This is a genomic window from Verrucosispora sp. SN26_14.1, assembly GCF_004307965.1.
GTDB lineage: Bacteria > Actinomycetota > Actinomycetes > Mycobacteriales > Micromonosporaceae > Micromonospora.
This window is the reverse complement of the sequence record NZ_SISL01000676.1, coordinates 1-2,304: the sequence shown is the minus strand read 5'-3', so window position 1 is coordinate 2,304 and position 2,304 is coordinate 1. Positions and strand designations below refer to the sequence as shown.

Sequence of the window (2,304 nt, the reverse complement as noted above, 5' to 3'; positions counted from 1 at the left end):
CCCGACGTCCGTGACGCCCCCCGACCCGACCGCCACCACCACCGCGCCGACCGGCTCGCCGACACCCACCGATCCCGCACCGTCCACGGCAGACCCGTCGCCGTCGACGAGCACCAGCGCCCCGCCGCCGGACGTCACCGCACCCACCGTCGGTCGGGTCGCCGCGAGCCCGACCGCGCTCGATCCCGCCGGCTGCCCGTACGGGCCCACCGCCAGCACCGTCACCGCGTTGGTGCAGGACGACCGCACGGACGCCGACGACCTGCGGGTCCGCGCCCGCTACACGATCGGGAAGCAGTCGTACGAGCGGCGCATGGACCCGGCCGGCGGCAACGGCTTCCAGGGCGTCCTCGCGAATCTGCCCCGTCCCGCGACCACCGTCCGGATCCCGGTGACGGTGGTCGCGACGGACGCCGCCGGCAACACCACCAGCGGTGACACGACGTACGTCACCCTCTACTCCTTCTGCACCCCGGGCTGACCGGGCGCGCGCCTCACGACCTCCGGGAGACCTGCCGTGACCCAGCCCGACGACCCGACCCACGCGTGGCCGCCCCCGCCCACCTCGACCGACGAACCGACGGTCCGGGTGGACGGCGCCCATCCGACCACCCGTCCCGGTGGCACGGCACCGCCGACCCGGCCGGGCACGGCGGAGCCGACCGTCTATCTCGGTCGCACCGACGCGTCGGCCCGACCGGCGGCTGCGGAACCGACGGTCTACCTCGGTCGCACCGAGACGGCGACCCCGTCGGGCGTTGCCGGGCGGCCGGTGTCGCGGGACGGCACCGCGTCATGGCCCACCCCGGACCTCGACGCCACTCAGGGGGCGACCCATCCGCCGTCCGGCACGACCACCGCGTACCCGGTAGGGGCCGCCACGGTGCGTACGAGCGGTGCGCTCGCGGCACCGACCACCGGACCCGGCGGTGAACTGCGCTTCGGGCCCGGAGTGCCGGCCGCCCCGCCGTCGGCGCCCGCGTGGCCGACACCGGCACCGCGCCGCAGGTCGCTCTGGCGTCGGTCGGTATCGGTGCTGTCCACTCTGCTCACCCTCGTGCTGCTGGCCGCGGTCGGCTTCTGGATCTGGCAGCGGCTGAACCCGATGGAGATCAGCGGGGTGAGCGTCGCGGTGCCCCACCCGGCGGGACAGCGGTGCGACGTCACCGTCGACGTCGTCGCCACGGTACGCACCAACGGCCGCCCCGGCACCGTCGAGTACCAGTGGCTGCGGTCCGGGAGCGCACCGGGTGCCCTGCTGACCGAGCGGGTCGGTCCGGGGCAGCGGACCGTGGAGCTGACCCTCCGGTGGACGTTCAGCGGGGTCGGCAGCACCACCGAGACGGCCACGGTGAACGTCGTCTCGCCGTCGTCGGCGCAGGCGGCCACCGAGGTCGCGTACTCCTGTCCGGGCTGACGGCCGGACACCCGCGACGTTTCTCGCGCAGCGCCCGGGGGTAGGTCGGGCCGGACGAACCGACCGCCCCTGCAAAGGACCAACGGATGCGAGACAACTTCGGCGACGCGGTAGGGGACACCCTCCGTGGCATACTCCTCTTCCTACCCAAGGCCGTCGCCTTCGTGGCGATCCTGGTGGCCGGCTGGCTGATCGCCAAGGCGGTGCTGAAACTCGTCGGCCGGCTGCTGGAACGCGTCGGTTTCGACCGGGCGGTCGAACGCGGCGGTATCCGTCGGGCGTTGGCCCGCTCCCGGTACGACGCCAGTGACGTCGTGGCGAAGCTCGCGTACTACGGGATCCTGCTGCTCACCCTCTATCTGGCGTTCGGTATCTGGGGACCGAACCCGATCTCTGACCTGATCGCCGGTGTCATCGCCTGGCTGCCGAGGGCCTTCGTCGCCATCGTCATCGTGGTGGTAGCCGCCGCCATCGCCAGCGCCGTCAAGGACCTGATCTCGGGCGCGCTCGGCGGGCTGTCCTACGGCCGGCTGCTGGCCACCATCGCCTCGGCGTTCATTCTCGGTCTCGGCGTCATCGCGGCGTTGAACCAGATCGGTGTGGCCACCGCCGTCACCACCCCGGTGCTGATCGCGGTGCTCGCCACCGTCGGCGGCATCCTCGTCGTCGGTGTGGGCGGCGGGCTGATCCGCCCGATGCAGAACCGCTGGGAGTCGTGGCTGTCCCGCGCCGAGGCGGAGTCGCGCACCATCGCCGAGCACGCTCGGGCCTACTCCGCCACCCGCCGCGAGCGCGAGGAGCAGGCGGCCCGGGACCGTGAGGAGCAGGCGGCCCGGGACCGTGAGGAGCAGGCGGCCCGCGAGCGGGAGGCGGAGGCCGCCCGGGAG

At 73.8% G+C, this 2,304-nt stretch carries 1 protein-coding gene and 2 pseudogenes; all 3 read left to right on the top strand.

Going from position 1 to position 2,304, the window contains the following annotated elements; all coding sequences use genetic code 11:
• A pseudogene (locus tag EYA84_RS32805) lies at positions 1-481 on the top strand (serine/threonine protein kinase); the annotation flags it as partial.
• A 36-nt stretch (positions 482-517) separates the two neighbouring features.
• The gene (locus EYA84_RS33770; protein ID WP_236146059.1) at positions 518-1,417 is read left to right on the top strand and encodes a hypothetical protein; all 900 of its coding nucleotides are present in this window, start codon (positions 518-520) and stop codon (positions 1,415-1,417) included.
• Between the two features lie 86 nt (positions 1,418-1,503).
• Positions 1,504-2,304, top strand: a pseudogene (locus EYA84_RS30755) (hypothetical protein); the annotation flags it as partial.